The sequence below is a fragment of the Priestia sp. P5_B4 genome (assembly GCF_056400385.1).
On record NZ_JBFULJ010000200.1, the window covers coordinates 1 to 5,720 of the forward strand.

Genomic DNA, 5,720 nt, shown 5'->3' on the forward strand with positions numbered 1-5,720 from the left:
TAACCATACTTTTCCTTCAATGATTTTACTTTAAAATGATTCTTTTTTCACCCATTATTTTTTCTTCCAAATAAGTAAAATGACCTGTTATCTTCTTTATAAATAGACCTACAACCTTATTGACAAAATTAATGAGTCTTTGTTACCCTTATACACGTTGTGAAAAATTTAAAAGTGAATGCTAAGGAAAGCAGCCGTTTTGATGAATAATCAATCAAATCAGGTTCTTTCCTTTTTATATTTTTACTAAGGTAGATACTTTGCTAAATAAAGTTTCGCTTTATACACCGTGTCCTCTTTGTCATAGGCGCACTTAGACCGAAAACAGACGGAAAGGAGTATAAAATGTTTACTCAGCTTACAGAAAAAAACCAGAATGCAGAAGAACTAAAAGAAACACTTGATGATTTAGAGTTTCAGCTATTTCGCATGCAGGATAATTTAAAAGAAATTGCTAAAAAGTATGAAGTTATTGGTGTCGATCAGCCTGAAGATAATCAGTTAGTTATTGTATCGGCACAAAATGACGGAAACGCATGTAAAATTATGCTAAATGAATGTACAAAAGCCTATAGAGGGGCTTGGGATTTTGCCATCGATGGCGTATATGAAGATAATCACACGATTTTTATTGGTGACATTAAAGGGCCCGCTAATAAGGGATATGGCTCTGTATGTATGAATTATTTAAAAGAAGTAGCGGTTGATCAAAATGTTCATGTCATTAAAGGCGATATCGCTGAGCGCGATTGGGATCATCTCGAAAGATTGATTCATTTTTATGAAAAACATAACTTTGAGGTGAATATTGATTATACGAATAAGTGCGGAGAAATTGAGTGGACTCCAGCTTATCAATAAAAAACGAACAGACGCTGTCTGTTCGTTTTTTATTTGATATATGCTAAGCTTTTTTTAATGCTGCTAAGTGGACTTTCTATACAGTGATCTTGTTCAACGATCCACCATTTTACGCCTGCTCTATGTCCTTCTTGCATTACAGCCTTTACATCTACTCCTCCGGTACCAAGAGGAGCAAAAAACTGCTCGCCGTCTGTTGTCATATCTTTTAAATGAATAAAAGGCGTACGATTTTGATAATGCTGCATCCACTCCACTGGATCTTCACCTGCTTTAGTCAGCCAATAAATGTCCAGTTCTACGTTTACCTCAGTTTCTTCTAAGATTGTTTGGAGAGCTGACTTTCCAGTTGACAATTTCTTCAGCTCAAAATCATGATGATGATAGCTAAACGACATACCTTCTTTTTTACAATACGTATCAATATCATTTAAAGAATCAATAAGCACGTGATATCCTTTTTCAGTTTGACGTTCAGGCATTAAATAAGGACAAACAATATGTGAATTTCCAACTTGCTGTTCAAAGTGAATCATTTGCTCTAAATTAGATTCTAATTGTTCAAGCGGCACATGACTAGAAGCCGGCTTCAGCTGTAAATCCGTTAACCATGCTTTTACTTCTTTTGCTGTATATCCTTCGTACCCTGCAAATTCTACCCCTTGATATCCTAAAGCAGCTACTTTTTGAAGCGTTCCTTTAAAATCTTTTTTCATTTCTTCACGCAGCGTATAAAGCTGAACTCCTACAGGTATTTCTCCCATCTTCTCTCCCCCTGTTCATTGAGAAAGCTCCTATAATAGGAGTTTCTGCTTTTATTTTACTGCACTTCCAAGCATTCCTGAAATAAAATGACGCTGAAGTGCCAGGAAGAAGACAATGATTGGAATGGTTGCAATTGTTACTCCCATCATTACTTGACCGTAATCAATAATCGATAAGCCAATTAAGCTTGAAAGAGCAACTGGTAATGTAGCCATTTCGTTAGATGTAGTCGCAACTAAAGGCCACATAAAGTTATTCCACTGTGTCATAAATAAGAAAATAGCTGCTGCAGCCATAGCAGGCTTCATAGAAGGAAGCACAATAGTTAAAAAGATTCTCATCTCTCCAGCTCCGTCCAAACGAGCAGCTTCAATAAGTTCCGTTGGAAAAGCTAAAAAGTTCTGACGTAATAAAAAGATAGCAAACGGAAAACACAGCTGCGGAACAATAAGTGCAAAATACGTGTCAAGCAAATTAAAATTCGACATCAGCTGAAAAAGTGGAATGAGCGTTGCTTGATATGGAATCATCATAGACAATAAAAGCGTAGTGAAAATTGCGTTTCGGCCTTTGAATTCAAATTTAGATAGCGCATATGCAGCTGTGGAGCAGACCATTAAAGCTACAATCACATACACGACTGAAACAAATACTGAGTTAAAAAAGACGCGCCCTAAATCAATTGTAGCATTTAAATTTTGTAGATTTGTCATAAATTGATCGCCAGGCTTCAGCGTTGGAGGGTTTGTAAACATTTTTCCTGATTCATTCGTAGCGCCGATAAACATCCAGTAAAAAGGAAAAATTGAGATAATCGTAAACAGCCCAAGCAAGCTGTATAGTCCTATTTTACGCATGATGTGCCTTTTCTTTTTGACCTTAGGAACGGTAACTACTGCGGTTGCTTCTACTCTCTCTAATACACTCATGATTTATCACCCGTAAATTTAAATTGGAAGAACGTTAAAATACCAACTAATAATACAACAACGTACGCAATGGCCGATGCATATCCAAAATCAAAGTATTTAAAGCCATTTTGATAAATATATAAGCCTAGCGTCATAGTAGAATCAGCAGGGCCGCCTTTTGTTAAGTTAAAAGGTTCGTCAAACAATTGAAGCGTGCCAATTGTTGATAAAATAGTAGCAAACAAGATAACGGGTTTTAATTGTGGAACCGTTACGTGGAAAAACTTTTGAATACGATTTGCTCCATCTAAATCAGCTGCTTCGTAAACTTCATGAGATAAACTTTGAAGAGCTGCTAGAAAAATAACCATGTTATAACCTGTCCATCTCCAAGTCATCGCAACGATGATTGAGACTTTAGCCCAAAATGGATCTCCCAGCCACTGAATGGCATCGATACCGAAAAACCCTAAAATAGTATTCATAATTCCTTCATCTTGAAGAATGATTGAAAACAAAATAGAGTAGGCAACTAGTGACGTTACTGCCGGCAAGAAAAATGAAACTCGGAAAAAACCTTTTAGTCTTAAAAGCTGACTGTTTAACGCGTTAGCTAGTACAAGAGCTAATAAAATCATAACGGGTACTTGAACGATTAAAATAATCCCCGTATTCCCAAGCGCTTTCCAGAAAATATCATCTCCGAGCAAACGTGTATAGTTTGATAACCCGGTAAATACATACTTTCCGCCTTCCATACTCTGAAAGCTTAAAACAAACGATGAAAAAATAGGATAGATGGTAAACAGCGCGAACAGCAAAAGTGCTGGAGCAATAAATAAGTAAGGCAACGATTTATTTGTCTTCATGATGACCTCCTAGTACCGCAAGAAGAAGAGATAGAAGGCAATTTTCCATAAATCACCTTCTATGCTTCTTGATTATTTTTTAATTCGGTTTTCTAAGCGTTTTTGAGCTGCTTCAAGCGAGTCTGTAACACCCTTACCATTTGTTACTTCTGACACAGCTTTGACTGCTTCACTGTTTGCAACTGAGTAATTGCCCGTAAAATTAACCGGTTTAATATCTTTCATTTCATCTGCGAATGTTTTCCAAATCGTCTGATTGTTAAAGTACTCATCTTGTGCAGTGAATAATTTTGAAGAGTATACGGTATTTAATGATGGGAATAATCCGCCCTTCATCGCTTCTTCTTGAACTTTATCCGTTGTTGAGAAATACTCCATAAATTTGTACGCTTCATCTGCTTTTTGACTAGTTGCTGAAATCACATAGTTGCTTCCGCCTAAGTTAGAAGCACGGTTACCTCCTTCTTCAAACGAAGGTAATAAAAACACTCCCCATTTTCCTTTTAAATCCGGAGCCTGCTGTGTAATAGAACCGGATAGCCAAGCACCAGATGGTGAACTTGCTACTTTACCTTCTGCTAAGGCACTGATTGAAGCATCCCAGCCCACTGTATTTTTAACAATGCCTGCTTCTTTTAACTTCTTATTWAACTCCATTGCTTTTTTCGCTTCTTTAGAAGTTAAATTTAGCTTTCCTTTGTTATTAAAGTAGAACGTACCTTGCTGTGTCAGCGTCATTCGGAATAAGCCATCGTCATTATTAAAATCTAAACCTAGTAAATCAACGCCAACTTTTTCTTTAATTTTCTTACCAGCTGCAATATAATCATCCCATGTTTTGATACTGTTTGGATCTACGCCTGCTTTTTCAAAGTAATCTGTGCGATAGAATACGCCTGTTGGACCTGCATCAAACGGGAAGCCATACATATCTCCATTCTTTGATAAAAGGGCTCTCTTAAACTCAGGAAACTTATCTTCTTGCTTATCAAATCCTTTTTTAGATAGGTTTAAAAATGCTTTTGGAAATGCATCTAAATATCCTTGGAAACGATCGTCTTCTACTAATACAATATCAGGAAGGCCTTTTCCGCCAGCTTGCAATCCTGTTGTTAGTTTTGAATAAACGTCTTCACGTCCCATATCCACTACTTTTAATTTAAAACCTGGATTCTCTTTTTGATATTCTGCTGCTGCTTTCTTTAATACCGGTACGTTAATATTCCAAGCCCATGCAACAACTTCTTTTCCACCGCTACCACTTGTTTCATTAGCGGACTTTCCTCCGCATCCTGCAAGTACTAGGGTTAAAATGAGTGCAAAACTGATTAAACTAAACCAACGTTTCAATGAATACCCCTCCTATAATCTTGTCTCCTAGTGTGGCAAGTTTTTTTGTAAACGCTCATGACTCTTTCTCGAGAGAATTATTGAAAAATAATTCTGTATATTGAAAGCGTATACAATTTACTTAATCTAAATTATATGAATGAATACCCTTTTCCTCAATGGTAAATATAAAAGGCAAAAACCTTACATTTTTGCCTTTTTCTAAATTGATTTTGTTATTATGGTTTCTATTAACTTTTTCGTTCATGAAAAAAAGCGAATGTACTGTCATTGTTGAAACAGAACACAATCGCTTATTTAAAAAAATCCAATGTATACTATTTTTTTGCTACATAAGTAACACTTTCTTGCTTATTTAGGACGTTCTAAGGAAAATAATTGCCCCAATTTACTATAGTTAGAACCCGCAAGTCGGCTGACTGGCTTCACACGTTCTGCAGAAACGCGATCGTTTTCTATCACTTTTTCACTAATATGAAACATCACCACTTCACCGATAAACAAATCTGAGCTGTATGCCTCATCCGTTCCTAATGGCACAATTTGGTGAAGCTTACATTCCATCCGAATGCTGGCTTCTTGAATTCCGGGAACCTGCACTTTTTTGCTCGGTGCTAGCGTTAACCCTGTTTCTTCGACTTCACTGACGGAAGAAGGATAAGAAGATGCCGCTTGATTCACCTGTTCCACTAAGTTTTCGTCTACAAGATGAACTACAAATTCTTTAGATGAACTAATATTTTTGGCCGTATCTTTCGTCATTTGACCTTCACTTCTCGAAACTGAAATGGCAATCAGCGGAGGCTCTGCCGCAACTACATTAAAGAAACTAAACGGTGCGGCATTCACTACACCGTCATCATTTTGACTTGTAACAAACGCAATCGGCCGGGGAATGACGACCCCTGTTAACAAATGATAATTGTCTTTTACACTTTGTACCGCTGGATCGACTATCTTCATT

At 36.9% G+C, this 5,720-nt stretch carries 6 protein-coding genes; 1 reads left to right on the top strand and 5 read right to left on the bottom strand.

What is annotated here, in order from left to right; genetic code table 11:
* The first annotated feature begins 345 nt into the window (after window positions 1-345).
* Window positions 346-861, top strand: a complete 516-nt coding sequence (locus tag AC1DRF_RS15180) for a GNAT family protein (protein ID WP_013055642.1) — start codon at window positions 346-348, stop codon at window positions 859-861.
* Between the two features lie 29 nt (window positions 862-890).
* Here the strand turns inward: AC1DRF_RS15180 and AC1DRF_RS15185 are convergent, their stop codons facing one another.
* From AC1DRF_RS15185 to AC1DRF_RS15205, 5 genes are all read right to left on the bottom strand, one after another.
* Window positions 891-1,625, bottom strand: a complete 735-nt coding sequence (locus tag AC1DRF_RS15185; RefSeq protein WP_427075634.1) for a sugar phosphate isomerase/epimerase family protein — start codon at window positions 1,623-1,625, stop codon at window positions 891-893.
* A gap of 51 nt (window positions 1,626-1,676) precedes the next feature.
* A complete protein-coding gene (locus AC1DRF_RS15190; protein WP_427075768.1) occupies window positions 1,677-2,483 on the bottom strand; it encodes a carbohydrate ABC transporter permease in 807 nt (268 codons plus the stop codon).
* A 68-nt stretch (window positions 2,484-2,551) separates the two neighbouring features.
* Complete coding sequence (locus AC1DRF_RS15195) at window positions 2,552-3,406, bottom strand: carbohydrate ABC transporter permease (RefSeq protein WP_013055639.1); 855 nt, start codon at window positions 3,404-3,406, stop codon at window positions 2,552-2,554.
* A 72-nt stretch (window positions 3,407-3,478) separates the two neighbouring features.
* A complete protein-coding gene (locus tag AC1DRF_RS15200) occupies window positions 3,479-4,756 on the bottom strand; it encodes an ABC transporter substrate-binding protein (protein WP_477741062.1) in 1,278 nt (425 codons plus the stop codon).
* Window positions 4,757-5,107: 351 nt separating this feature from the next.
* A complete protein-coding gene (locus AC1DRF_RS15205; RefSeq protein ID WP_043980143.1) occupies window positions 5,108-5,719 on the bottom strand; it encodes a flavin reductase family protein in 612 nt (203 codons plus the stop codon).
* Between the last annotated feature and the right edge of the window lies 1 nt (window position 5,720).

Bases quoted from the DNA above. Each gene is read 5' to 3' on its own strand.
- AC1DRF_RS15205 (WP_043980143.1), bottom strand. From the start codon at position 5,719: ATGAAGATAGTCGATCCAGCGGTACAAAGTGTAAAAGACAATTATCAT.
- AC1DRF_RS15180 (WP_013055642.1), top strand. From the start codon at position 346: ATGTTTACTCAGCTTACAGAAAAAAACCAGAATGCAGAAGAACTAAAA.
- AC1DRF_RS15190 (WP_427075768.1), bottom strand. From the start codon at position 2,483: ATGCGTAAAATAGGACTATACAGCTTGCTTGGGCTGTTTACGATTATC.
- AC1DRF_RS15185 (WP_427075634.1), bottom strand. From the start codon at position 1,625: ATGGGAGAAATACCTGTAGGAGTTCAGCTTTATACGCTGCGTGAAGAA.
- AC1DRF_RS15195 (WP_013055639.1), bottom strand. From the start codon at position 3,406: ATGAAGACAAATAAATCGTTGCCTTACTTATTTATTGCTCCAGCACTT.